The organism is Blastococcus saxobsidens (assembly GCF_002938435.1).
Classification (GTDB): domain Bacteria; phylum Actinomycetota; class Actinomycetes; order Mycobacteriales; family Geodermatophilaceae; genus Blastococcus; species Blastococcus saxobsidens.
The window spans coordinates 1-23802 of the sequence record NZ_POQT01000040.1 but is presented as its reverse complement, the minus strand read 5'-3'; the positions used below and the strand labels follow the sequence as shown (position 1 = coordinate 23802).

At 71.5% G+C, this 23802-nt stretch carries 23 protein-coding genes and 3 tRNA genes; 24 read left to right on the top strand and 2 right to left on the bottom strand.

Features of this window, described 5'->3' with window-relative positions; all coding sequences use genetic code 11:
• Positions 1-22 precede the first annotated feature (22 nt).
• Positions 23-454 (bottom strand): pilus assembly protein TadG-related protein, encoded by a 432-nt coding sequence (locus tag C5507_RS18995; protein ID WP_104530067.1) that lies wholly within the window; start codon positions 452-454, stop codon positions 23-25.
• Between the two features lie 655 nt (positions 455-1109).
• Here C5507_RS18995 and C5507_RS18990 point away from each other — a divergent pair.
• The 7 genes from C5507_RS18990 (at position 1110) to C5507_RS18960 (ending at position 6537) form a co-directional block, all read left to right on the top strand.
• Positions 1110-3647, top strand: coding sequence for a putative bifunctional diguanylate cyclase/phosphodiesterase (locus tag C5507_RS18990; protein WP_242611173.1), 2538 nt, complete (start codon positions 1110-1112; stop codon positions 3645-3647).
• Positions 3648-3740: 93 nt separating this feature from the next.
• A tRNA-Thr gene (locus C5507_RS18985) sits at positions 3741-3813 on the top strand.
• Positions 3814-3869: 56 nt separating this feature from the next.
• Positions 3870-3943: transfer RNA gene (locus C5507_RS18980), tRNA-Met, on the top strand.
• A 105-nt stretch (positions 3944-4048) separates the two neighbouring features.
• On the top strand, positions 4049-4213 hold the full coding sequence (rpmG, locus tag C5507_RS18975) for a 50S ribosomal protein L33 (protein ID WP_014378026.1): 165 nt from the start codon (positions 4049-4051) through the stop codon (positions 4211-4213).
• Positions 4214-4244: 31 nt separating this feature from the next.
• A complete protein-coding gene (locus tag C5507_RS18970; RefSeq protein ID WP_104530065.1) occupies positions 4245-4691 on the top strand; it encodes an FAS1-like dehydratase domain-containing protein in 447 nt (148 codons plus the stop codon).
• The gene (locus C5507_RS18965) at positions 4688-5101 is read left to right on the top strand and encodes a MaoC family dehydratase (protein WP_104530064.1); all 414 of its coding nucleotides are present in this window, start codon (positions 4688-4690) and stop codon (positions 5099-5101) included. The genes C5507_RS18970 and C5507_RS18965 overlap by 4 nt, the downstream gene beginning before the upstream one ends.
• Positions 5098-6537 carry a M1 family aminopeptidase gene (locus C5507_RS18960; RefSeq protein WP_104530063.1) on the top strand — a complete coding sequence of 480 codons (1440 nt, stop codon included), beginning with the start codon at positions 5098-5100 and terminating at the stop codon, positions 6535-6537. Before C5507_RS18965 ends, C5507_RS18960 begins: the two co-directional genes overlap by 4 nt.
• A gap of 19 nt (positions 6538-6556) precedes the next feature.
• Here the strand turns inward: C5507_RS18960 and C5507_RS18955 are convergent, their stop codons facing one another.
• On the bottom strand, positions 6557-7828 hold the full coding sequence (locus C5507_RS18955; protein WP_211295535.1) for a pyridoxal phosphate-dependent aminotransferase: 1272 nt from the start codon (positions 7826-7828) through the stop codon (positions 6557-6559).
• A 283-nt stretch (positions 7829-8111) separates the two neighbouring features.
• On the opposite strand from C5507_RS18955, the gene C5507_RS18950 reads away from it, so the two are divergent.
• The 17 genes from C5507_RS18950 (at position 8112) to C5507_RS18870 (ending at position 23621) form a co-directional block, all read left to right on the top strand.
• Positions 8112-8184: transfer RNA gene (locus C5507_RS18950), tRNA-Trp, on the top strand.
• A 121-nt stretch (positions 8185-8305) separates the two neighbouring features.
• Positions 8306-8839, top strand: a complete 534-nt coding sequence (secE, locus tag C5507_RS18945) for a preprotein translocase subunit SecE (protein ID WP_104530062.1) — start codon at positions 8306-8308, stop codon at positions 8837-8839.
• Between the two features lie 46 nt (positions 8840-8885).
• Complete coding sequence (gene nusG, locus C5507_RS18940; RefSeq protein WP_207225846.1) at positions 8886-9773, top strand: transcription termination/antitermination protein NusG; 888 nt, start codon at positions 8886-8888, stop codon at positions 9771-9773.
• A 68-nt stretch (positions 9774-9841) separates the two neighbouring features.
• A complete protein-coding gene (gene rplK / locus C5507_RS18935; RefSeq protein WP_104530061.1) occupies positions 9842-10273 on the top strand; it encodes a 50S ribosomal protein L11 in 432 nt (143 codons plus the stop codon).
• A 145-nt stretch (positions 10274-10418) separates the two neighbouring features.
• Entirely contained in the window at positions 10419-11138 is a 720-nt protein-coding gene (rplA, locus tag C5507_RS18930) for a 50S ribosomal protein L1 (protein WP_104530060.1), read from the top strand.
• A 340-nt stretch (positions 11139-11478) separates the two neighbouring features.
• The gene (rplJ, locus tag C5507_RS18925; RefSeq protein ID WP_104530059.1) at positions 11479-12102 is read left to right on the top strand and encodes a 50S ribosomal protein L10; all 624 of its coding nucleotides are present in this window, start codon (positions 11479-11481) and stop codon (positions 12100-12102) included.
• A 17-nt stretch (positions 12103-12119) separates the two neighbouring features.
• Complete coding sequence (rplL, locus tag C5507_RS18920) at positions 12120-12512, top strand: 50S ribosomal protein L7/L12 (protein WP_104530058.1); 393 nt, start codon at positions 12120-12122, stop codon at positions 12510-12512.
• A 293-nt stretch (positions 12513-12805) separates the two neighbouring features.
• Positions 12806-13942 carry an ABC transporter ATP-binding protein gene (locus C5507_RS18915; protein ID WP_104530057.1) on the top strand — a complete coding sequence of 379 codons (1137 nt, stop codon included), beginning with the start codon at positions 12806-12808 and terminating at the stop codon, positions 13940-13942.
• Positions 13939-14754, top strand: coding sequence for an MlaE family ABC transporter permease (locus C5507_RS18910; RefSeq protein ID WP_242611172.1), 816 nt, complete (start codon positions 13939-13941; stop codon positions 14752-14754). The genes C5507_RS18915 and C5507_RS18910 overlap by 4 nt, the downstream gene beginning before the upstream one ends.
• Positions 14754-15620, top strand: coding sequence for an MlaE family ABC transporter permease (locus C5507_RS18905; RefSeq protein ID WP_242611171.1), 867 nt, complete (start codon positions 14754-14756; stop codon positions 15618-15620). The genes C5507_RS18910 and C5507_RS18905 overlap by 1 nt, the downstream gene beginning before the upstream one ends.
• A gap of 7 nt (positions 15621-15627) precedes the next feature.
• A complete protein-coding gene (locus C5507_RS18900; protein WP_104530056.1) occupies positions 15628-17001 on the top strand; it encodes an MCE family protein in 1374 nt (457 codons plus the stop codon).
• Positions 16998-18065 (top strand): MCE family protein, encoded by a 1068-nt coding sequence (locus tag C5507_RS18895; RefSeq protein WP_104530055.1) that lies wholly within the window; start codon positions 16998-17000, stop codon positions 18063-18065. Before C5507_RS18900 ends, C5507_RS18895 begins: the two co-directional genes overlap by 4 nt.
• Positions 18065-19090 carry an MCE family protein gene (locus C5507_RS18890; RefSeq protein WP_104530082.1) on the top strand — a complete coding sequence of 342 codons (1026 nt, stop codon included), beginning with the start codon at positions 18065-18067 and terminating at the stop codon, positions 19088-19090. Before C5507_RS18895 ends, C5507_RS18890 begins: the two co-directional genes overlap by 1 nt.
• Positions 19090-20340, top strand: a complete 1251-nt coding sequence (locus C5507_RS18885; RefSeq protein ID WP_104530054.1) for an MCE family protein — start codon at positions 19090-19092, stop codon at positions 20338-20340. The genes C5507_RS18890 and C5507_RS18885 overlap by 1 nt, the downstream gene beginning before the upstream one ends.
• A complete protein-coding gene (locus C5507_RS18880) occupies positions 20337-21602 on the top strand; it encodes an MCE family protein (protein ID WP_104530053.1) in 1266 nt (421 codons plus the stop codon). Before C5507_RS18885 ends, C5507_RS18880 begins: the two co-directional genes overlap by 4 nt.
• Positions 21599-22879, top strand: a complete 1281-nt coding sequence (locus C5507_RS18875; protein WP_158657649.1) for an MlaD family protein — start codon at positions 21599-21601, stop codon at positions 22877-22879. The genes C5507_RS18880 and C5507_RS18875 overlap by 4 nt, the downstream gene beginning before the upstream one ends.
• 79 nt (positions 22880-22958) lie before the next feature.
• Complete coding sequence (locus tag C5507_RS18870; RefSeq protein WP_104530051.1) at positions 22959-23621, top strand: hypothetical protein; 663 nt, start codon at positions 22959-22961, stop codon at positions 23619-23621.
• Positions 23622-23802: the final 181 nt, after the last annotated feature.

Genomic DNA, 23802 nt, shown 5'->3' with positions numbered 1-23802 from the left:
GCCGTTGCTCTTCCTGCGGGCGTCAGGGCAGCGTCGGCGCTCGTGCGCTGGCGACGGCGGTGCGCTCCAGCGGCTCGCCGGCCAGGAAGAGCCAGCCGAACGCGATCTCGACGTAGCGCGTGCAGCGCACGGTCACCTCGGCGCCGTCGGTCTCGGCCGACCAGCCGTCGAGCTGCACCCCGCCGTCGGCCAGCTGGTCGGCGACCGCGATCTGCGCTGCCGCCCGGGTCAGCGGCAGCTCGGCACCGACGCCGCGTGCGTAGACCACCGCCTCATCCGCCTGGTTGGCCGCGGCCAGGGCTGCGCTGTCGCAGACCGACTGCACCTCCTGCTGCTCCAGGAAGGCGTGCGACGCCGAGATCGCGCCGAAGGCCATGAGTGCCGCCACCAGCCAGCAGACCAGCACGAAGGGCAGCGTCGAGCCGCGCTCGCGGTCCGGGTCCACGGGGTGCACGCGGGGGAGCGTAAGCAGCCGTCGCCGGTTGTCCACCACCTGTGGACACGATCTGTGGACACTGTGGACGACACGTCACCCGGTCCCGTGACCGCCGCCCTTTCCTGTGGACGGCGGCGAGCGAGCAAGCGGCCTCCGTGCCGGCCCGTCCGAGGGCGCGAGGGTCGCTGAGGTGACCCAACGTGGGATCCGAGTGGCGCAAGGTCACGACATGACGTAGCTGCACGGCGTGTCGACGCGGACGTGCTTGTCGCCGCCGGTCACGGGAAGCATTCTCTCCCGCGCGGTCCGTATTCGACGACGCTCTGCCCCCGCGCGTGGATGGCTGCCGTAAGCCAATCAGTCGCGCCCAGAGGGAGACGTCATGAACAGCAGCATGCAGCGAGACGGGCAGGCCGCCCGCGGTGTCAAGTGGACGCGTGGCGTGAAGTGGACCCGCGGCGTGAAGTGGACCCGCCAGGCCTGAGAGCCTCCCTATTCAGGGTTACCTCGTACGGGGCACTCGTTCGGCGCAACGGCTGCCCCGGCTCATGTCGCCGGCGGGACGTGCCGATTCTCTCCCTGGTCGGGTCCGCTCCGGGATCCGAAGAGGGTGCAGTGAGGGATCTCGCTGCTAGCCTTCGCCCGCCCGACGACCCGGGGAGTTCGCTTGCAGGTGGCTGAGCAGCACGTTCGCGAGCCGGACAAGGGGCGCGCGGCGCGTAGCCCCTGGCTCGTCGCGCTGCTCGGCCTCTCGTTCGGCTTGCCAGTCGGTGTCATGGTGCTGGTCGGCGGCCCGTCGGCGGTCGATGCGCGCGTCCTGGCGGCCGTGTTCTTCGCGGCCGTGGTCGCCGAATGGGTCAACGTCCACGTCGAGTTCCGACGGCAGAGCTTCCACAGTTCCGCCAGCGAGCTCGCCTTCGTCATCGCCCTCCTGGAACTCGGCGGGGCGTGGACGGCTGTCACCCGCGCGGCGGCGGTCGCGCTAGTCCTGATGGTCCAGCGGCTGCCTGCCCCCAAGGTGCTCTTCAACACCGCGGTCGCGGTGCTCGAGGCCGGCGTCGCCGTCGTGATCCTGGGATGGCTGCCGGGCGGTGACATCGCCTCCGTGCTGACCTGGGTCGCCTGCCTCGTCGCGGTCTTCGCGGCCAACGCGGTGGCCGCGTGCTTCGTCGCCGCGGCGATCACCCTGACCGAGGGCTATCCGGGCCGCCCCATCTGGGCGAGCCTCTTCACCCCCGTCGTCGTCGTCTCGCCGGTCGCCGTGCTGATCGGGCTGGCGATCCTGCTGCTCCTCCACGCCGCCCCCTGGTCCTGGGTGATCATCGCGCCGCTCGCAGTGGCTCTCGTCCTGCTGTACCGCCGGTTCGCCTCGGTCACGCGGGAGGGCCAGTCCCTGGAGCAGGTCTACGAGTTCGCCCGCCGCGTGGAGGAGGTCCGGCCCGACGAGGCCGGCACCCGCCAGATCGTGCAGGCGGTCCGCGAACTCCTGAACGCCGAGCGCGTGGCGCTGTGGCTGCCGCCCTACCTGGACGAGGAGCCTCGTCTCGTCGTCGCCACCGAGGACGGGGCCCACTGGTACGACGGGCCGGGCGATCCCGACGACGTGCTGCGCCGCAGGGCGGTGGGCTCGTCCGGTGGCGTCGTGCACGTGGCGGCGAGCCGCGCCGACGCCGCGGAGGCTGCCGCGCTGGCCCGCCGGGGGGTGTCGGACCTGCTGGGCGCACCGGTCACCACCGCGGCCGGTGAGCCGGGGTACCTCGAGGTCTGCGACCGCCGCAGCGACCTGGTCACCTTCAGCAGCAGCGAGCGCGGCGCGCTGGACTCGATGCTCACCCACGTCAACGCCGCGATCCGGCAGCAGCAGCTGCTCACCCGGATCCGCTACGACGCCGACCACGACCGGCTCACCGGGCTGCCGAACCGGCAGCGCCTCGCCGCCGAGGTCGACGCGCTCCTGTCCGACGGTTCCGGCGGCGGTCGCGCCGGCCTCATCCTCGCCTCCCTCGGCACCTACGCCGACGTCACCGACACGCTCGGGCACGCCGCCAGCGACGAGCTCCTGCTGGTCACCGCCGGGCTGCTGCGGGAGCACGCCCCGCCGCGGGCCCTGCTCGCCCGCATGGAGCGGGAGCAGTTCGCGGTGCTGCTCCCCGGGCTGTCCCTGGCCGCCACCGAGCGGGCCGCCCGCAGGTTGCGCGAGGCGGCCGCCACACGGGTCCGCGTGGCCGGGCTCGACCTCGAGGTGTCGCTCACCATCGGCGTGGTCGCCGCGCCCGTGCACGGCGCCGACGCCGGCACCCTCATGCAGCGGGCCGACGTCGCTCTGCTCGCCGCGGGGACCTCCGGCGGAGTGGCCAGCTACCACCCGGTCATGGACCAGCAGAGCCTGCGCCGTCTCCAGCTCGGCACCGAGCTGGAGCAGGCCATGGCCGACGGCCGGATCGGCGTGGTCTTCCAGCCGGTCATCGACGCCAAGACCTCCGACATCGTCTCCGTGGAGACGCTGGTCCGCTGGACCCACCCCCGCTACGGCGCGGTCCCGCCCGAGGACGTCATCGGCCTGGCCGAGCAGATCGGGCGGATCGGAGCGGTCACCGACCACGTGCTGGACCTCGCGCTGGCCCGCTGCCGCCGCTGGCTCGACCAGGGCATCGCCCTGTCGGTGGCCGTGAACGTCTCCGCGCGGTCCCTCGCCGACGTGGACCTGGTGCAGCGGATCAAGGGTGCGCTGGACCGCCACGGCGTCCCTGGCGAGCTGCTCGTTCTCGAACTGACCGAGAGCAGCGTGGTCGACGACGCCGTGCGCGAGAGCCTGGTCCTCGAGGACCTGCACGACCTGGGTCTGCGGCTGTCGATGGACGACTTCGGCACCGGTTACTCCTCGCTGTCCCAGCTGCGGCAGCTCCCGATCGACGAGGTCAAGATCGACAAGTCCTTCGTGCTCACCATGGCCACCGGTCAGGGGGAGGCCTTCATCGCGCGCTCGATCATCGAGCTGGCGCACAACCTGGGCCTCTGCGTGGTGGCCGAGGGTGTCGAGGACGAGATGACCCGCAACCAGCTGATGGCCATGGGCTGCGACAAGCTGCAGGGCTTCCTGATCAGCCGCCCGCTGCCGGAGGACCGGCTGGAGAAGTGGCTGCTCGCCCGCACGGGCGTGCGGTCGGCAGCGCCGGGCGCCACCCACCGGCGCCTGTTCGTCCGGACCTGAGGGAGGTCCCGCGTCCACCGTGCGGGGGCCCGCGGCGGGTCATTGCAGGGGTGCCGAACGCATCATGTAGAGTTCTCGACGGCTCGGAACAACGCCCCTTTAGCTCAGTCGGCAGAGCGTCTCCATGGTAAGGAGAAGGTCTACGGTTCGATTCCGTAAAGGGGCTCTGGCAGTAAGCTGACCGGCCGGTCCTGTCGCGAGACCGGGCCGCACGGTCGTCCCGGCGGTGTAGCTCAGCCTGGTAGAGCAAGCGGCTCATAATCGCTGTGTCACCGGTTCAAGTCCGGTCACCGCTACTCCCGACGGACCCGGCATGCTCGGGTCCGTCGTCGTGTCGACACCCGCCGGCGCGGCAGCAGGTCCCGGTCCCGGGCCTGTCCCACAAGGCTAGGAGCACTCACGTGGCAGCCACCGACGTCCGTCCGAAGATCACCCTGGCCTGCCAGGAGTGCAAGAACCGCAACTACATCACCCGCAAGAACCGGCGGAACGACCCCGACCGGCTCGAGCTGAAGAAGTATTGCCCCCGCGAGCGCAAGCACACGCTGCACCGCGAGACCCGCTGACGGTCCGCGGCAGCCGAGCGAGGGCGGGAGCATGACGCTGGACCGGGAACTGGTCGGGCGCAGCTACCCGCCCTCTGCCGTCTACGAGGTCGGTCGCGCGAAGATCGCCGAGTTCGCCACCGCGATCGGGGCCGACGACCCGGTCCACCGCGACGCCGAGGCCGCCCGCGCGGCGGGCCACGCCGACGTCATCGCGCCGCCCACCTTCGCCATCGTGGTCAGCCTCGGGGCGGCCTTCGTCGTGCTGAGCGACCCCGAGGTCGGCCTGGACTACAGCCGGGTCGTCCACGGCGAGCAGAAGTTCACCCACCACCGTCCGATCCGGGCCGGTGACCGGCTGGTCGCGACGACCACGATCGACGCCGCCCGGACCGTCGCCGGCAACGACCTGCTGACCGCCCGCGTGGAACTTGCCACCGAGGACGGCGAGGCCGTGTGCACCGCGACGTCGATGCTCGTCGCACGGGGTGCCGCATGACCGGGCCCGTCGAGGTCGGCACCGAGCTGCCGGAGCTGGTGGTCCGCGTCAGCCGCGCGGACCTCGTCCGCTACGCCGGCGCCTCCGGCGACTTCAACCCCATCCACTGGAACGAGCGGGTGGCGTCCGCGGTCGGCTTCCCCGGCGTCATCGCCCACGGCATGTTCACGATGGCGCTGGCCGGGCGGGCCGTCACCGGCTGGACGGGAGACCCCTCCGCCCTCGTCGAGTTCCAGGTCCGGTTCGGCCGCCCCGTCGTCGTTCCGGACGACGACGCGGGCGCGGAGGTCACCGTCCGCGGCAAGGTCGCCGCCCTGCTCGACGACGGCCGGGCGCGGGTCGACCTCACCGTCACCAGCGACGGCGAGAAGGTCCTCTCGCTGGCCCGTGCGGTGGTCCGCATCTCGTGACCGGGGGCCGGCCCCTGGGCGCGCTCGTCGCCGTCCTGCTGCTGGCCGGCTGCACCTCCTTCGCCGACGCCACCCCGGACCCCGGCGCGGCGGCGCCCACGACGGCTCCCGCGCCTCCGGCGGTGCCCGACCCGACCGTCTGCCCGGCCGAGCGGGCCGCGCCGGATCCGGCCCGCCCCGCGATCGACTACGTCTTCCGGCTCTCCGACGACCTGCGCACGGTGACCGGCAGCGAGACCGTCGTCTTCACCCCCGACGTCCCCACCGACGAGCTGGTGTTCCGGCTCGTGCCCAACGCCCCCGAATCGGCACCGGCGGGTCACCGGCTCACCGTCGACCGGGTCAGCGGCAGCGACGTCGACGACGGCGCGTACGAGGACGCCGGAGGGGCGGCGCCCGGCGGGCTGTACGTGGTGCGCCTGTCCGAGGAGCTGGACGCCGGGGAGTCCACCGAGGTGCGGCTGGACTTCACGCTCACCGTCGGCGCGGGCGGGTTCGAGCGGTTCGGCGTCACGGAAGGCATCACGTGGTGGGCCAGCGGCGCACCCCTGCTGGCCTGGGAGCCGGGGGAGGAGTGGGCCCGCGACCCCTTCGTCGGGCTGACCGGTGAGACCGCCGTGAGCCCCGCCGCGGACACCACGGTCACCGTGTCCGCACCCGAGGCCCTCACCGTGCTGATGAGCGGCAGGCAGGTGCCGCCCTCCGAGCCGCGGCAGGGGCGTCGCACCTGGCGGTCGACGGAGCCGGTCGCCCGGGACGTCGCCGTCGCCGCCGGCCTCTTCGGGACGGCGGAGCGCGAGACCACCGGGGGAGTGCTGGTCCGCGCGGGGGCCCTGGCCGGGGGCGACCTCGAGCCCGCGCAGCTGCTCGACGACACGATCACCGCCATCGCCGAGCTGGAGGAGTTCCTCGGCCCGTTCCCGTACGGGACGCTGACGGTGGCGCTGCTGCCCGACTACGGCGGCGGGATCGAGTACCCGAGCTTCATCCTGCAGGCGACGCCCAGCCGCGAGGTCCTCGTCCACGAGGTCGCGCACATGTGGTTCTACGGGATGGTCGGCAACTCCCAGTTCCGCGACCCGTGGCTGGACGAGGCGTTCGCGACCTGGGCGGAGGCGGTCCCCGGACCTCCACCGGCGCAGGTGCTGGACGCGCTGCTGGGGAGCGATGGCGCGGTCGGCGCGGCCATGGACGGCTTCGACGGCGACGGCCCGTACGTGCGCACCGTGTACGGCAAGGGTGGCGCCGCACTGCTGGCGGCGCGGGAGGCCGCCGGCGCCGAGGCGTTCGATGCGGCCGTCCGCTGCTACCTCGATGCGACGGCCTGGTCGATCGCCACCCCGGAGGACGTCGGCGCGGCCCTCGCCGCCCTGCCCGCGGCGGTCGACGTCCTCGTCCGCGCGGGGGCGCTGGACGAGGACGACCTCCCCCGCTGAAGCCGGGGCATGCCCCGCGTCAGCCGGCGGAGGTCAGCAGCCGCTGCATCCGCGTGACGCCCTCGACGAGGTCGTCGTCGCCCAGGGCGTAGGACATCCGGACGTAGCCCGGGGTGCCGAAAGCCTCGCCGGGGACGACCGCGACCTCCGCCTGCTCCAGGATCAGCTCGGCCAGCTCCGCGCTGGTCTGCGCGGTGCGCCCTCCGATGGACCGGCCGAGCAGACCCTTCACCGAGGGGTAGACGTAGAAGGCACCCTGCGGTTCGGGGCAGGCGATGCCGGGGATCTCCCGGAGCATCGACACGATCGTCGTCCGGCGCCGGTCGAAGGCCTCGCGCATGACCCCGACGGCCGAGAGGTCGCCGGTCAGGGCGGCGATCGCCGCGGCCTGGGAGACGTTCGCGACGTTCGACGTCGCGTGCGACTGCAGGTTGGTCGCGGCCTTCACCACGTCCGCGGGCCCGGCGATCCAGCCCACCCGCCAGCCGGTCATGGCGTAGGTCTTGGCCACGCCGTTCACCACCACGCAGCGGTCGGCGAGCTCGGGGACCAGCACCGGCATCGAAGGTGCGCCGGCCCCGCCGTAGGTGAGGTGCTCGTAGATCTCGTCGGTCAGCACCCACAGGCCCGCCTCGAGGGCCCAGCGGCCGATCTCCTCGACCTGCTCGGCCGGGTACACCGCGCCGGTCGGGTTGGAGGGGGAGCAGAAGAGCAGCGCCTTGGTGCGCGGCGTGCGTGCCGCCTCCAGCTGGGCGGCCGACACCAGGTAACCGCTCTGCTCGTCCGCGACCACGGGCACCGGTACGCCACCGGCCAGCCGGATGGCCTCCGGGTAGGTGGTCCAGTACGGCGCGGGCACGATCACCTCGTCGCCCGGGTCGAGCATCGTCGCGAACGCCTCGTACACCGCCTGCTTGCCCCCGTTGGTGACCAGCACCTGCGCGGGGGTGAGCTGCAGCCCGGAGTCCCGGGCCGTCTTGGCGACGATGGCCTCCTTCAGCGCGGGCAGGCCACCGGCCGGGGTGTACCGGTGCATGGCCGGCGTGCGGGCCGCGGTGATCGCCGCATCGACGATGTAGTCCGGGGTCGGGAAGTCGGGCTCGCCGGCACCGAACCCGATGACCGGCTTGCCGGCCGCCTTGAGGGCCTTGGCCTTGGCATCCACGGCGAGGGTCGCGGACTCGGCGATGGAGCCGATGCGACGGGAGATGCGGCGCCCGGCGGGCGGCAGCTCGGTGGACGGGGCGGCGGACTCCGGGGCGGAGGCGGCGGTCTCCGGGTGCGCGGGCATGGGGCCATCGTGTCAAAGTCGCCGGTGGACGGCGACGGAGCCGGGTCCAGGCCGTCCTGGCGGGACCACCGGTCCGCCTCCGCAGTGGCGGAGGGCGCCGGCCCGCCCGGCGGGCGGACCCGTCGGTCCGCCCGCTGCCCGGGAGGTTGGCTGGCGGGCGCGGGCGTCCCGTACACTTGCAACCCTGGGGCAGTTGACCCCGCCACCGGCGTGCCCCGGATCTTCTCCAGGAGTTCGGGCGCGCCCACGGCGAGCAGGCTGTCCCGGGGCCCACCCAGGGCACAGGGGTGTAGCTCAATTGGCAGAGCAGCGGTCTCCAAAACCGCAGGCTGCAGGTTCAAGTCCTGTCACCCCTGCCCGTGCCGCCGGCCCGCCGGCGACGAGCACGTCCGCAGCACCGCACCACAGCAGGCATCCAGCAGCACCGACCGACGGCCCTCGCGGGAGAGGCCACCACGACGAGGCGAGCGAGGCGCAGTGAGCGACGAGAAGCCGGGCCGCGAGGACGACGCGCGCGCCGCCTCCGACGCAGAGCTCACCGACGAGCAGCTCGATCACGAGGCGCCGGGCGTCGACGACGCAGGCGCCCTCGAGGCGGCCGAGGACGAGGTCGCCGGCGAGGCGCAGTCCGAGGAGGACAAGGTCGTGGCCACGCCGGCCCGTGGCCGAGGCCGTGGCCGGATCACCGCCGGCGACCCGGACGAGGACGACGAGCCGGCCACTCGCACCCGGCGGGCCGCCCGTGCGGCCACGCCCCCGGCCCGCGAGGGCTCCGGGACGCGCTCGCGTGCCGCGGCCGAGCGGGCCCGGGCCGAGGAGAACCGGCCCCGTCGCTCGCTCGCGCGCTTCCTCCGCGAGGTCGTCGCCGAGCTGCGCAAGGTCATCTGGCCCGGCCGGCGCGAGCTCATCACCTACACCACCGTGGTCATCGTCTTCGTGGCCTTCATGGTTGCGCTGGTGGCCGGGCTCGACCTGCTCTTCTCCCAGGGCGTGATCGCCGTCTTCGGCTGACCTCCGTCCCGCGCCGCACCGCCCCCTGAACAAGGAAGAGACCTCTGTGACAGACCCCCGCGAGCCCTTCGACACCGACAACGCGGTCGAAGGCATCGATCTGGACGACGCCCGTTTCGACGAGCGCGGCTCCGCCGACGTCGAGACCGGTGCCGGCGAGACCGGCGCCGCCGAGGGGTCCAGCGACACCGCGGACCTGCAGACCGGCACCGAGGTGTCCGACGTGACCCCCGAGGTCGAGACCGGGGAGCCCGGCAGCCTGGCCGCCGATCCCCTGGCCGCGCCGGCCCCTGCTTCCGACGCCGAGCCGGAGGAGGACGAGGACCCGGCCGAGGCGATGAAGAAGGCGCTGCGGATCGCCCCCGGCGACTGGTACGTCGTGCACTCCTACGCGGGCTACGAGAACAAGGTGAAGACCAACCTCGAGGCGCGCATCCAGTCCCTGGACGTGGAGGACTACATCTACCAGATCGAGGTGCCCACCGAGGAGGTCACCGAGATCAAGAACGGCAAGCGCTCGCAGGTCAACCGCAAGGTCCTGCCGGGCTACCTGCTGGTCCGGATGGAGCTCAACGACGAGTCCTGGGGCGCGGTGCGCAACACCCCCGGCGTCACCGGTTTCGTCGGCGCCACCTCCAAGCCCTCGCCGCTGACCCTCGACGAGGTCGTCAAGATCCTCGTGCCGGCCACCGCGCCGCAGGCCCCGCGGACCACCGAGTCGGCCGCGGCCTCCGGCGGTGCCGCCGCCGCCGCGGCCACCGTCGTCGATTTCGAGGTCGGCGAGTCGGTCACCGTCATGGACGGCCCGTTCGCGACGCTGCCCGCCACCATCAACGAGATCAACGCCGAGCAGCAGAAGCTGCAGGTGCTGGTCTCCATCTTCGGCCGCGAGACGCCCGTCGAGCTGTCGTTCAACCAGGTCAGCAAGATCTGAGCGCTCGACGGCGTTCGGAGCACCAGCTGATCGACCAGAGATAGATCGACCAGAGATAGAAGGAAGTCATGCCCCCCAGGAAGCGGTTGACCGCGGTCATCAAGCTCCAGATCAAGGCCGGCGCGGCCACCCCCGCGCCGCCCGTGGGTCCGGCGCTCGGCCAGCACGGCGTCAACATCATGGAGTTCTGCAAGGCGTACAACGCGGCGACCGAGTCGCAGCGCGGCGACGTCGTCCCGGTGGAGATCTCGGTCTTCGAGGACCGGTCCTTCACCTTCATCACCAAGACCCCGCCGGCCGCGCGCATGCTGCTCAAGGCCGCCGGTGTCGAGAAGGGCTCGGGCGAGCCGCACAAGACCAAGGTCGCCACGGTCACCCGTGACCAGGTCCGCGCGATCGCCCAGACCAAGATGACCGACCTCAACGCCAACGACCTGGACCAGGCCGAGAAGATCATCGCCGGCACCGCCCGGTCGATGGGCATCACAGTCCAGGGCTGAGGGCAGTAACGGCCTCGTTCCGAGGCTCACCCCGAGCGTGCGAGGGGTGAGGAGAACGAGGTCCTTCGACCAGCACTCGTGGGAGGGCCGCGCCTGGCCCGGTCACCACGCGATCCCCGGCGACGTCCGGGGGAGAGGAACCACCATGGCGAAGCACGGCAAGAAGTTCCGCGCCGCGGCCGAGAAGGTCGACCGCGACAACCTCTACACCCCGCTCCAGGCCGCCGGTCTGGCCAAGCAGACGTCGACGACCGCCTACGACGCCACCGTCGAGGTCGCCATGCGCCTGGGCGTCGACCCGCGCAAGGCCGACCAGATGGTCCGCGGCACGGTCAACCTGCCGCACGGCACCGGCAAGACCGCCCGCGTCATCGTCTTCGCGACCGGCGACAAGGCCGCCGAGGCCGAGGCCGCCGGCGCCGACGTCGTGGGCTCCGACGACCTGATCGAGCGGATCCAGGGCGGTTTCCTGGACTTCGACGCCGCGATCGCGACGCCGGACCAGATGGCCAAGGTCGGTCGCATCGCCCGCATCCTCGGTCCCCGCGGCCTGATGCCGAACCCGAAGACCGGCACCGTCACCCCCGACGTCACCAAGGCCGTCAACGACATCAAGGGCGGGAAGATCAACTTCCGCGTCGACAAGCAGGCCAACCTGCACCTGGTGATCGGCAAGACGTCGTTCGACGAGGCCAAGCTGGTCGAGAACTACGCCGCCGCCCTGGACGAGGTGCTCCGCGCCAAGCCGTCCTCGGCCAAGGGCCGGTACGTCAAGAAGGTCACCATCTCCACGACGATGGGCCCGGGCATCCCGGTCGACCCGAACCGCACCCGCAACCTGACGGTGGACGAGCCGACCGCGTAAGCGGTTCCCGCGCCACCTCGGAGGCCCCGCAGCGACGACGTTCGCTGCGGGGCCTCCGTCGTCCGCCGCCTGTTCAGGTGGCCGGCCGCCACCCCCGCGTCGACATGGCGTACCCTGGTGCGCGTTCCCCCCAAGACCGCTGGTCGTCGCACGTCCGCGTGCGATCGAAGGTCCCGGATCACCGGGCGCCCGCGCAGGAGGACGGATCGACAGCCGGGCGCCACCGCGCGCCCGATGTTCGCCCCGTGCGCCCTGCGCCGGGGCGTTCTGCGTCTCCGGGGCGTCGATCGCCCGTCGTCGTGCAGCGTCCAGTGGTCGCCCGACAGACGAGAGGAGGCCCATGCCCACGCAGGCGAAGGCCGCGGTGATCGACGAGATCACCGAGCGGTTCCAGAACTCGAGTGCGGCGGTGCTCACCGAGTACCGCGGGCTGACCGTGGCGCAGCTGACCCAGCTACGCCGTTCCCTCGGTGAGGGCAGCAGCTACGCCGTCGTCAAGAACACCCTGACGAAGCGGGCAGCGGACCAGGTCGGATTCTCCGACCTCGCCCCGCTGCTCAACGGTCCCACCGCGATCGCCTTCATCGAGGGCGACCCGGTGAACGCGGCCAAGGCCATCCGTGACTTCGCGCGCGCCAACCCGCTGCTCGTCGTCAAGGGCGGCGTGGTCGAGGGCCGCACGGTCGATGCCGCCGAGGTCACCCGCCTCGCCGACGTCGAGAGCCGTGAGGTTCTCCTCGCCAAGCTGGCCGGCGCGATGAAGGGCAACCTGACCAAGGCTGCCGGGCTGTTCCAGGCCCCGCTGTCGCAGGTCGCCCGCCTGGCCGCCGCGCTGCAGGAGAAGAAGGCCGCCGACGCTCCGGCCGCCGAGGCTCCCGCCGCCGACACCGCTGCTGCTGACACCACCCCCGAGACGGCCGCCCCGGCCACCGATGACCAGGCCGCCGACGCGGCCGGTAACTGATCCCAGAAGGAGACACCATGGCCAAGCTTTCCAGCGCCGAGCTGCTCGACGCGTTCAAGGAGATGACCCTCCTCGAGCTGTCCGACTTCGTGAAGCAGTTCGAGGAGACCTTCGAGGTCACCGCGGCTGCTCCCGTCGCCGTCGCGGCCGCCCCGGCCGCCGGTGGCGGCGACGGTGGCGCTGCCGCCGCCGAGGAGCAGGACGAGTTCGACGTCATCCTCGAGGCTGCCGGCGACAAGAAGATCCAGGTCATCAAGGAGGTGCGCGGTCTGACCTCGCTCGGCCTCAAGGAGGCCAAGGACCTGGTCGACAACGCCCCGAAGCCGATCCTGGAGAAGGTCGCCAAGGACGCCGCCGAGAAGGCCAAGGCCGCTCTCGAGGGCGCCGGCGCCACCGTCACCGTCAAGTGACCCCCTCCCCGGCCTAGCCGGGGAAGCACCACCCCTGCACAGGGGCCGTCCTCCGCACGGAGGACGGCCCCTGTCGCGTTTCCGGGTGGTTTCGACCGCCTGGGCGTAACCGGGGTCACGTAAACCGCGTGACACACGTAACCTGACGCCCGCACGTTCGTTACTGACCAGTAGTGATGCGTGGTGATCGGTTCCTGTGGCGGAGTTGATCTAGCTATCGCACACTGCCGGGGCCCGTCAGTGCGGCGGGGCGGGGAACCGGCGGTGCGACCGGAACGGGAGGCAGGAGACACGTGGGCGTCGCAGTCGAGGTCTCGGGGCTGAGCAAGTCGTTCGGCAGCCAGAACATCTGGAGCGACGTGACCCTGACGTTGCCGCCGGGGGAGATCTCGGTGCTGCTCGGCCCCTCGGGCACCGGCAAGTCGGTGTTCCTCAAGTCGCTGGTCGGCCTGCTCAAGCCCGAGAAGGGCTCGATCGTCATCAACGACGTCGACCTCGTGACGACCAGCGAGCACAAGCTCTACGAGATCCGGAAGCTGTTCGGGGTCCTGTTCCAGGACGGCGCCCTCTTCGGCTCGATGAACCTCTTCGACAACATCGCCTTCCCGTTGCGGGAGCACACGAAGAAGACCGAGTCGGAGGTCAGGTCGATCGTCCTCGAGAAGATGGAGATGGTCGGTCTCCAGGGCGCCGAGGGGAAGCTGCCCGGCGAGATCTCCGGCGGCATGCGCAAGCGCGCCGGCCTGGCTCGAGCCCTGGTGCTCGACCCCGAGATCATCCTCTTCGACGAGCCGGACTCGGGGCTGGACCCGGTCCGCGTGGCCTACCTGAACCAGCTGATCGTCGACCTCAACGCCCAGATCGACGCGACCTTCCTCATCGTCACCCACGACATCGGCACCGCCCGTACGGTTCCGGACAACCTGGGGCTGCTCTTCCGCCGCAACCTGGTCATGTTCGGCCCCCGCGAGCAGCTGCTCACGTCGCAGGAGCCGGTCGTCCGGCAGTTCCTCAACGGTCGGCGCGAGGGTCCGATCGGGATGAGCGAGGAGAAGGACGTCGCCCAGGTGGAGGCCGAGATGGCGGCCCTGGAGGCCCGGGGCGGGGACTCGCACAACGGCGTCGGCCCCAAGGGCGCCTCCGGTGGGGACGCCGTCCCGCCGCAGCTGACGCCCACCGAGGGGCTGCCCGAGCGGAAGGCCGAGCGCCGGCGGCAGGAGCGGGTCGCCCGCATGCTGCACGAGTTCGACGAGGGGACGCAGGAGGCCATCCGCGCGTCTCTCCCCGAGGACCTGCTCACCCGCGCCGACTCCGGTGCCTTCGAGCCGACCCGGGGTGCCGGTGGTCGGCACTGGGCCCCCGAGCCCGACGCCAGCCCCTCGGGCTCCACCGCCACCGCCGTCCTTCCCCGGCAGGGTGGTGAGGGATGACGGCGACCGACGAACCGAAGGCGCCCGGTCTGCTGGACGGGAAGTTCTCCCCGACCCGTCCGCTCGCGGTCAGCGGCAACCTCTTCGCCTTCGCCCTGGACGTGGTCCGCGCGCTCCCGAAGCGGCCCTTCCAGCTGCGGGAGTTCATCCAGCAGACCTGGTTCGTCGCCAGCGTCACGATCCTGCCCACGGCTCTGGTGGCCATCCCGTTCGGCGCGATCATCGCGCTCCAGCTGGGATCGCTCACCCGGCAGCTCGGCGCCCAGTCCTTCACCGGGTCCGCGTCGGTCCTCGCGGTGCTCCGCGAGGCCAGCCCGATCGTGACCGCGCTGCTGATCGCCGGAGCCGGCGGCTCGGCCATCTGTGCTGACCTGGGTGCCCGCAAGATCCGCGACGAGATCGATGCCATGGAGGTGCTGGGAATCAGCCCGATCCAGCGGCTCGTCGTCCCCCGGGTCCTGGCTTCCATGCTCGTCGCGGTCCTGCTCAACGGACTGGTCAGCGTCGTCGGTGTCGCGGGCGGCTACTTCTTCAACGTCGTTCTCCAAGGTGGCACGCCAGGTGCCTATCTCGCATCGTTCAGCGCCCTCGCACAGGTCGAGGACTTCTGGTCCGGCGAGCTCAAAGCGCTGATCTTCGGTCTCATCGCAGGCGTCGTCGCTTCCTACAAGGGACTCAACGCCGGCGGGGGACCCAAGGGAGTCGGCGACGCGGTGAACCAGTCCGTCGTCATCACCTTCCTCCTGCTGTTCGCGGTCAACTTCGTGATCACCGCCCTGTACTTCCAGCTCGTCCCGCCGAAGGGGCAGTGATGGCCCTTCTCTCGCCCACCGACCGGGTCCGGGTCGGCCTGCGCAAGCTCAAGAAGGGCTACCAGAAGCCGCTGGACACCCTCGACGATCTCGGGGACCAGCTCGGCTTCTACGGCCGCGCGCTGGGCTGGGTGCCGCGCACCCTGCGCCGCTACAAGCGGGAGACGTTCCGGCTGCTCGCGGAGGTCACGTTCGGCACCGGCGCGCTCGCGGTCATCGGCGGCACGGTCGGCGTCATCGCCTTCCTCTCCTTCTTCACCGGCACCGAGGTCGGGCTCCAGGGCTACGCCGCCCTGGACCAGCTCGGCACCTCCGCCTTCACCGGCTTCCTCTCCGCCTACTTCAACACCCGCGAGATCGCGCCCCTGGTGGCCGGGCTGGCCCTCTCGGCGACGGTCGGCTGCGGGTTCACCGCGCAGATCGGCGCGATGCGGATCAACGAGGAGATCGACGCGCTCGAGGTCATGGGCGTGCCGTCGCTGCCGTTCCTGGTGACCACGCGCATCATCGCCGGCTTCATCGCCGTCGTCCCGCTGTACGTGCTGGGGCTCCTGACGAGCTACTTCGCCACCCGGACCATCGCCACCCAGGCGTACGGGCAGTCGACCGGGACCTACGACCACTACTTCAACCTGTTCCTGCCACCGCAGGACGTGCTGTGGTCGTTCCTCAAGGTGCTCGTCTTCGCCGTGATCATCATCCTGACGCACTGCTACTACGGCTACCGCGCCAGCGGTGGGCCGGCGGGCGTGGGCATGGCCGTCGGCCGGGCGGTGCGCTTCTCCATCGTGGCCATCAACATCGTCGACCTGTTCCTGTCGCTGGCCATCTGGGGCTCGACGACGACCGTCCGGATTGCGGGGTGAGGGCCTGATGTCCACGGCCAAGGGGCGCGTGATCCGGCGCCGGGTGCAGGGACTGGCCTTCCTCGTCGTGCTGGCGCTGCTGCTGGGTCTGTCGGTGGCCACCTACAAGAAGGTGTTCACCGACGTGGCGCGGGTGACGCTGCTCGTCGACACGGCCGGCAACCAGCTGCAGGAGGCTTCCGACGTCAAGGTGCGCGGGGTCATCGTGGGGGACGTGCGTGAGGTCGAGGCCGACGTCGACGGCGCCACCATCGAGCTGGCCATCAACCCCGAGTACCTCGACCAGATCCCGGCCGACGTCACCGCCCGGCTGCTGCCCAAGACGCTCTTCGGTGAGCGCTTCGTCTCCCTCGAGCTCCCCGAGCAGCCGAGTGCCGAGCGCCTCGCCGACGGTGACGTCATCGGCCAGGACCGCAGCGAGAACGCCATCGAGCTGCAGCGCGTCATCGACGACACGCTTCCGCTGCTCCAGGCCGTGCAACCGCAGGACCTCTCCTACACCCTCGGCGCCGTCGCCGACGCACTGCGCGGGCGCGGCGACTCGCTCGGCGCGAACCTTGCCGCCACCGGCGAGTACTTCGGGGAGATCAGCACCGTGCTGCCGGAGCTGCAGGCCGACATCTCCGGGCTGGCCGACTTCGCCGAGACCTACGAGGGCGCGGCCGACGACCTGCTCGCCGTGCTCGACAACCTGGCGGTCACCAATACGACGGTGGTCGACCAGGAGGAGCAGCTGCGCCGCACGTTCACGGTGGGCGCCAGCTCCGCCAACGTCACCGCCGGCTTCCTCGAGACCAACGAGCGGAACCTGATCTCGCTGGCCGAGACCTCGCGTCCCGTCCTCGGTCTCTTCGCCGAGTACTCGCCGATCTACCCCTGCCTGCTCGAGGGACTGACCCGGTCCGTGCCCCGGATCGGTGAGACCTTCGGTGCCGACGGGGATCCGGCCCTGAACCTCAACATCCAGGTCGTGCTGCCGCCGCGCAACGGATACCAGCCGGGCGACCAGCCCGCCTACCAGGACATGTCCGCGCCGGACTGCCGCGGCCTCGACGACATCGACGGCGAGATCGCACAGGCGGCCTCGGGGGAGTACTACTGCCCGTTCCCGCCCAACGACGGCGTCGAGTCGCCGGAGAGCCAGGAGCGTCCGGAACCCGCCTGCTACCGCGGCGGCCCCGACGACGGTGGCAACCCGCCGCCGGGCAGGACCACCGGTGGCAACTCGGTGCCCGGCACCCTGGCCGGCTCGTTGGCCGAACTCGACTTCGTCCGGAGCCTGCTGGCCTACCAGACCGGGGCAGAGCCCGGTGAGGTGTCCGACCTGTCGGCGTCCAGCCTGGCACCCATCCTGCGGGGGAAGAGCGTGGTGATCCGATGAAGGGGCAGCTCCGCGGCCTGGCCGCGCCGCTGATCAAGCTGGTCGTGTTCGCGGTCGTGACGATGATGGCTGCCTACGTGCTCGTCACGACGATCACCAACGCCGGTTACGGGGATCAGACGGCCTACCGGGCGCAGTTCACCGATGTCGCCGGGCTCGTCGAGGGCGACGAGGTGCGGATCGCCGGGGTCCGGGTGGGGCAGGTGACGACCATCGGGGTGGCGGACCAGTCCGACCGGAACGCCCGGCCGGTGGCCGAGGTGGGGTTCGAGGTGACCGCCGACGTCCCGCTCCCCGCGGGCGTCGAGGCGACCATCCGCTACCGCAACCTCGTCGGGCAGCGGTACATCGCCCTGACCGAGGGGGATGGTTCCTCCGGCGCGACGCTGCGGGAGGACGAGGCCATCCCGCTCGACCGCACCACCGAGGCGCTGGACCTCACCACCCTGTTCGGCGGCTTCCAGCCGCTGCTGCAGGCGCTCTCCCCGCAGGACGTCAACCGGGTGTCGTTCGAGATCATCCAGGTGTTCCAGGGCGAGGGCGGGACCATGGAGAGCCTGCTCGCGCACGTCGCCTCGCTGACCGAGTCCCTCGCCGACAAGGACGCGGTGATCGGCAGCGTCATCGACAACCTGACCACCGTCATGAGCACGGTGGCCGCCCGCGACCAGCAGCTGTCCGACCTGGTGGTCAGCCTGCAGCAGTTCGTCACCGGCCTGGCCGGTGACCGCGAGGCCATCTTCGACTCGCTGCAGACGATCGACCAGCTCGCTGTCGCGACCAGCGGCTTCCTCGAGGAGGTCCGACCGCCGCTGGCCGCTGACATCCGGGCTCTGGAGGACCTGTCCCGCAACGTCGCCGACAGCGGTGACCTCGTCGAGGAGTTCCTCCAGCTGGCACCGACCAAGCTGGACCTGACGACCCGGACGGCCATCAACGGCAGCTGGTTCAACTTCTTCATGTGCCGGTCCGGCGGAACCGTCACCCTGCCGGCACCGCTTCCGGGCCAGGAGCCCATCGCCCGTGAGTTCGAGTTCGACAGCGGTGCGGAGGGGTGTGGGTGATGGCGCGCTCCGCGAACTTCCGCGACAAGAACCCGGTCGTCGTCGGGGCCGTGAGCCTGACCGTGATCGCCGTACTGGTGTTCCTGGCCTTCAACGCCCAGTCCCTGCCACTCGTCGGCGGCGGCACCGTGTACCGGGCGCAGTTCTCCGAGGCCGCCGGATTGCAGGCGGACGACCCGGTCCGGGTCGCCGGCGTCAAGGTCGGCAGCGTGGAGAGCCTGGCCCTGGAGGGCGGCGCAGTGATGGTCGAGTTCCGGATCAAGGACACCTTCGTCGGGGACCGCTCGGAGGCCGCCATCAAGATCGAGACGGTGCTCGGGGCGAAGTACGTGGCCCTCGTGCCCCGTGGGTCCGGGGAGCTCGACCCCGAGGAGCCGATCCCGCTGGAGCGCACCGCGTCCCCCTACGACGTCGTCGAGGCCTTCGCGGACCTCTCCAGCACGGTGCAGGAGATCGACACCGCTCAGATGGCGAGATCCTTCGAGGTGCTGTCGGAGACCTTCGCCGAGACGCCGGAGGAGGTCCGGTCCTCCCTGCAGGGCTTGGCCCGGTTGTCGGACACGATCGCCTCCCGCGACGCCCAGCTGCGGGAGCTGCTGTCAGCGACGCGGGACGTCACCCAGGTGCTCGCCGATCGCAACGGCGAGTTCACCCGGCTGATCCTCGACTCCAACACCCTGCTCACCGAGGTGCAGGAGCGGCGGGAGCTCATCGACTCGATCCTGACCAGCACGCAGGAGCTCTCGCGGCAGCTGTCGGGGCTGGTCGCGGACAACCGTGAGGCGCTCACCCCGGCGCTGCAGCAGCTGTCGCGGGTCACCGACATCCTGTCGCGCAACCGGGCAGCGCTGGCCCAGACGGTCAACGAGCTGGCGCCGTTCGTCCGGGTGTTCACCAACACCCTCGGCAACGGCCGCTGGTTCGACAGCTTCGTCAACGACCTGCTGCCGACGGTTGTCGGCGCAGCCATCTGCACGCCGGCGGGGTCCACGCCCGTCACCGGCTGCACCCCGGGAGGTCAGTGATGAGCGGCACGCTGCAGCGCGGGATCGCACTGGCAGCCGCGCTGGTGCTGCTCGCCGCGCTGGGCTGGACGATCCTGCGGCCGGCCGGCCAGTACCGGGTGACGGCGTACTTCACCGAGACGGTCGGCCTCTACCCGGGGTCGGACGTCCGGGTGCTCGGCATCCCGATCGGCACCATCGACGACATCGTCCCGCTCGGTGACCGCGTCCGCGTCGAGATGAGCATCGACGACGACTACGCGATCCCCGCGGACGCGGATGCCGTGGTGCTCGCCCCGTCGCTGGTGTCCGACCGGTACGTGCAGTTCGCCCCGGTCTACGACGGCGGCCCGAAGATGCAGGACGGCGACGAGCTGTCGCTCGAGCGCACCGCCATCCCGGTGGAGCTCGACGCCGTCTACGCGGCGCTCGACGAGCTGTCGGCCGCGCTCGGCCCGACCGGCGCCAACGCGAACGGGGCGCTGTCGGACCTCGTCGACGTGGGTGCGGCCAATCTCGAGGGCAACGGCGAGGCGCTGAACCGGACCCTCACCGGGTTCTCCCAGGCGGTGGAGACACTGGCGGAGAACCGCGAGGACCTGTTCGGGTCGCTGGACAACCTGCAGGTCTTCACCTCCGCGCTGGCCACCATCGATGCCCAGGTAGGCCAGTTCAACGACAACATGGCGGCGGTGACCGACCTGCTGGCCGCTGAGCGGGAGGACCTTGCGGAGGCGATCACCCTGCTCAACGACGCGCTCGCCGACGTTGCCGGCTTCGTGCGTGACAACACCGCGCTGCTCACCACGAACGTCGACCGGCTGGCCGACGTCACCCTCGTGCTCGTGCAGCAGCGCAACGCGCTCGCCGAGGTGCTCGACGTGGCGCCGGCCGCGCTGGGCAACCTGGCCCGGGCGTACAACCCCGACTACGGCACCCTGGACACCAGGGACAACGGTTTCGGCTCCATGACGCCCGAGGTGGTCGTCTGCGGAGCGCTCTACCAGCTCGGCCGCGTCGACCTCGAGGTGCTGCCGCTGCCGGTCGAGCCGACGGCGCCGTTGCGTAACAGCGTGCAGGACATCTGCTCCCGCCTGCTCTCGGGCGATGCCGACAACGCCAACGGCCCGGACGACCTCAACGGCAACGGCGTCGCGGATCGCGACGAGATCTGGGAGGCGATCTTCGGCGGCGGCGGCGGCGGTGGCGGTGGCGGCGCACCGCCACTGCCGGTCGGCTTCGTTCCCGTCGCGACGGAGGCTGCGGAATGACCCGGACCCGGCGGCTCGTGGCGCTCAGCGCCGGGCTGCTCCTGCTGACCGGTTGCGGCTTCCGCGGCGCCTACTCGTTCAGTCTCCCCGGTGGGGCCGACCTCGGGGACGAGCCGTACACGGTGCAGATCGAGTTCCTCGACGTGCTGGACCTGGTGCCGCAGTCCGGTGTGCGGGTGGCCGACGTCCCCGTGGGCCGGGTCGAGGAGATCGAGCTCGGCGAGGACTGGACCGCGGTGGTCACGGTCACCGTCAACGGCGACGTCGAGCTGCCGGCCAACTCCGTGGCGGCCATCCAGCAGTCGTCGCTGCTGGGGGAGAAGTACGTCGAGCTGGCCCCGCCGGGCGGCGAGGTGGAGCCGCGGGGCAGCCTCGGCGACGGTGACCGGATCCCGCTCGAGCGCACCAACCGCAACGTCGAGGTCGAGGAACTGCTCGGCGCGATGTCCCTGGTGCTCAACGGTGGCGGCCTGGCACAGCTCCAGACGATCAACCGGGAACTCGGGAACGCGCTGGAGGGTCGGGAGTCGGCCATCAAGGAGACGCTCACGCAGCTCGACACGTTCATCGGTGGCCTCGACGAGCAGAAGGCGGAGATCAACCGTGCTCTCGACAACGCCGACGCGCTCGCCGCGACCCTGGCGGAGCGCACGGCGACGATCGAGACCGCGCTCGACACCATCGGCCCGGGCCTCGACGTGATCAACCAGCAGCGCGACCTGCTGGTCTCCATGCTCGAGGGTCTGGCCCGGCTGGGCGACGTCGGCACCAGGGTCATCGAGCAGTCGGCGGCCAACACCGTCGCCGACCTGCAGCTGCTGCAGCCGGTGCTCACCCAGCTGGCCGCCGCGGGGCCGGACCTGGCCGGTTCCCTGGAGCTGCTGCTCACCTACCCGTTCCCGGACAGCTCCCTGTCGGCGCTGAACTACCGGCAGGCGCAGTCCGGCGGCACGGCGCTGTTCACGAACATGACCGCCACCATCGACCTCGACCTCACCACGATCTTGTGCCGCTTCGTCGTCGACCAGGACGGCTCACTGCGGGAGCTGGCCGTGACCGACGTCCTCGTGGGTGACGGCTGTGGAGTGGAAGGCGACACCGGTACCGGCGGTGGCGGTGGGGGAGGCGGCGGCTCGACCACGACGGCGACATCACCGTCCGGGCTGGAGGGCTTGCCCGGCACCGTGGTCGACGCGGTACCCGGAAGCGTCGATCGGGCCGGTCGCGCCGGTCTCCCCGCAATTCCGGAGGTGGGTCGGTGATCACCCGCGCGACCAAGATCAAACTGTTGGCCTTCCTCACCGTCGCAATCCTGGGAACGGCCTACCTCGGCTTCAACTACGTGGGTCTGGACCGCCTCCTGCTGGGCAGCGGGTACGAGGTCGCTGCCGATTTCGACGACTCCGGCGGGATCTTCGTCAACGCCGAGGTCACCTACCGCGGGGTCGCCGTGGGGCGGGTGACGGACATGGAACTGGTCGACGACGGGGTCCGGGTCGAGCTCAGCATCGACCCGGGGACCGACCCCATCCCGGCCGACACCGATGCGGTCGTGGCCACCCGCAGCGCGGTGGGGGAGCAGTACGTGATCCTGCGCCCACGCAGCGAGGGGGAGCCCTACCTCGAGGACGGCGCGGTCATCGTGCAGGAGCGGACCAGCATCCCGGTGCCCGTCGAGCAGATGCTGCTCAACATCGACGAGCTGGTCGGGTCCATCGACGCGGAGAGCCTCCGGATCGTGGTCGACGAGCTCGGCCGGGCCTTCGCCGGCTCCGGTGACGATCTCGGGCGTCTCATCGACAACGGCGACCTGCTGCTGGCCCGCGCGCAGGAATCATTGCCGCAGACGCTGAAACTCATCACCGACGGCCAGGCGGTGCTGGACACCCAGCGCGCCAGTCGTACGGCCATCCGGCAGTGGGCGGCCGACCTCCGGCTCTTCACCGACACGCTGGTCGAGCTGGACCCGCAGCTGCGGGGTCTGCTGGTGAGCGCGCCCGCCTCGGGGGAGGCGCTGCAGCGCCTGGTGGAGGACGCCGGTCCGGGTCTGGGTTCCCTCGTCCGGAACCTGGACATCCTCAACAAGGTCCAGATCCCGCGGCTGGACGGGATCCAGCAGATGCTGGTGACCTACCCCGACGCGGTCACGGGTGGCTTCACGGTCGTCCGGCGGGACGAGGACGGGGTGCTGCGCTCGCACTTCGGCCTGGTCCTCACCCAGCAGCCGCACTCCTGCGTGACCGGCTACGTGCCGACGAGCCGGACGCCGAGCCAGGGGGCGGTGGCGGCGGTCGACACCGACTCCGTGTCCTGCCAGGTCTTCGACGGCGTGGACCCGCGGCCCGAGGACGGCTACGACGAGAACGGCTCGAGCATCCGCGGCGAGCAGAACATCGGCAGCGACGGCGGACGCGGGGCCGCGCAGCCGGGCGGCGGAGTTCCCGCCGGCGGCGGCGGTGGGCCCAACCCGCTCAGCCCGATCACCGATCTGCTGAGCGAACTGCTGCGCGCCACCCCGGTGGCCACGGTGCAGGGCTGAGCGTGGCATGCTCGCCCGCCCGGACGACGGCACGCCGTCCCCGACTGCCACGTCGACGACGACAAGGAGGACCTCGCGGGTGAAGAGTGACGCGCGGGCCCACCCGCCGGAGGCGGAGGACACGACCCGGACGGTCGACGACGGTCCCACGGCCGGCGCCGGTCCGTCGCCGGTCGCCCCCGACGGGACCGGCACGGACGGCGCCGACGTCGGGGCGGGGGACGAGCCGACGGGGAACGACCACCCCGGTCCGCGCGGACCGCGGCCGGCGCTGCCGCTCGTGCCGGTGCTCGGCGGGCTGCTGGTGCTGCTGCTGGCCGCCGTCGCCTTCCTGTGGTCCACCCGCCCCGGGACCTCCGACATCCGCACCGCCGACTACGCCGGCGCGCTGCAGGCCGCGCGGTCGGGGGTCGTGGACGTGACGTCCTTCGACCACCTGACCATCGACGACGACATCGAGCAGATCCGGCGGGTCGCCGTGGGCGATCTCCGCGAGGAGGCGGTCGAGCAGCTCGAGAGCCGCCGGCAGCAGATCGTCGAGTCGGAGGCCGTCGTCAGCACGGAGGTGGTGGGCGCCGGCGTGACCGCGGCCGACGAGGACAGCGCCACCGTCGCGCTGCTCATCCAGTCCAGCCAGCAGTCCAACGCCAGCGAGCAGGCGCAGATCGTCAAGTACCGCATCCAGGTGGAGCTCGAGAAGGTGGACGACCAGTGGCGGCTGTCCGGGATCACGGGGCGGTGACGCGGGCATGAGCGAGAACTCCGGCAACCGCGCCCGCCCGACCCCGCGCCCGCGGCCGGCCGCGGGCGCCCGTCCGAGCCCCCGCGCGCGCGTCGCCGGCGCCCGCCGGGAGCGCGACGAGCCCGGCACGGCGCCGGCCACGACCGACGACGTGCGGCCGGACGACGGGACGGCGACCCCG